This window comes from Dietzia cinnamea NBRC 102147 (genome assembly GCF_001571065.1).
GTDB lineage: Bacteria > Actinomycetota > Actinomycetes > Mycobacteriales > Mycobacteriaceae > Dietzia > Dietzia cinnamea.
Genome location: NZ_BCSW01000136.1, coordinates 1 through 1,118, shown reverse-complemented (window position 1 = coordinate 1,118; position 1,118 = coordinate 1). Strand labels below are relative to the sequence as shown.

Below are 1,118 nucleotides of genomic sequence, written 5' to 3'. Positions count from 1 at the left end.
GCGGGAAACAATAGTCAGCACTTGCTGAACTATACAGCGTCTGCTGAACTGTTGGGACAACGCATTAAAAACCTAAAGGTTTTCAAGACACCCGACACCGTCCAGGACAGCGACCACTTTTGAGCAGTTTTCCTGGCTCTACGGCCACCCGCCGGTGTCTCATTAAGTCATCTTGGCGACATTCGTCTCAGGATCGGCCTCGGTAGGGGTTTATGGGGCAGAATCGGGCCATGAGGCATCTGGGGTACACCCGCGTCAGTACCGCGAGTCAGGACGCGCAGTTGCAGTTGGATGCACTCGTAGATTCCGGGGTTCAGAAGCGCGACGTCTTCTCCGACGTCACCTCGGGGAGCCGGACCGCGACCGAGCGCCCGGGGATGAAGCGGCTGATGGACTACATCGAGCCCGGCGATACCGTCGTGGTGTGGCGCATTGACCGCCTCGGCCGCTCCCTGATCGATGTCCTCAATAACGTGAACTTGCTTCGCGACAAGGGCGTGAAGATCCGGTCGCTCTCGGACGGCATCGATCCGGAGACCACCTCCGGCCGGTTGATGCTGGGCATGCTCGCCACCCTGGCCGAGTACGAGCGCGAGCTCATCACTGAACGCGTCAACGCCGGCATCGCCGCGGCGAAGCAGAACGGCACGAGGTTCGGTCGGCCCCCGGTCGATCCCGCAGTGATCGCCGAAAAACTCGACATCGCCCAGGACGCCCGAAGAAAGGGCCGCACCGCCGCCGAAGCGGCCAGCTTGGTCGGATGGTCCCGCGCCACCCTCTACCGCCACCAGCAAGCCGCCCGAGCCCTCGAGGCGCTCGAGCCTTAATGCAGGTGGCGCCGTCAGGTATCGCCGCTAGAACGCCGCCACCGAGCAGCGCGATTTACCGGTACACCCGTGTGGGACGATATGCCGCCAACCGTCCTCGCTGTGTCACAGGGTCGATGTGGCCTTTATGAAACGTCTTCCCGTCGGGTCTAGTATCTATTGATACAGATTCCGGGCGAAAGGGTCTCCTCATGGCTGATCGGGTCGGGACGTTGCTGAACCGTTCGGGTAATGGTGGCGAGGAGGTGCTCATCGTCAGCCGCGGGAAGGTGCGGACTCGGTTCCGTCGCC

At 62.2% G+C, this 1,118-nt stretch carries 1 protein-coding gene; it reads left to right on the top strand.

Going from position 1 to position 1,118, the window contains the following annotated elements; translation table 11 throughout:
• Positions 1-230 precede the first annotated feature (230 nt).
• Complete coding sequence (locus DCI01S_RS16480) at positions 231-827, top strand: recombinase family protein (protein WP_061230211.1); 597 nt, start codon at positions 231-233, stop codon at positions 825-827.
• The last annotated feature ends 291 nt before the right edge of the window (positions 828-1,118 follow it).

Excerpts from the sequence above, each read along its gene's own strand:
- DCI01S_RS16480 (WP_061230211.1), top strand. The coding sequence starts at position 231 with ATGAGGCATCTGGGGTACACCCGCGTCAGTACCGCGAGTCAGGACGCG.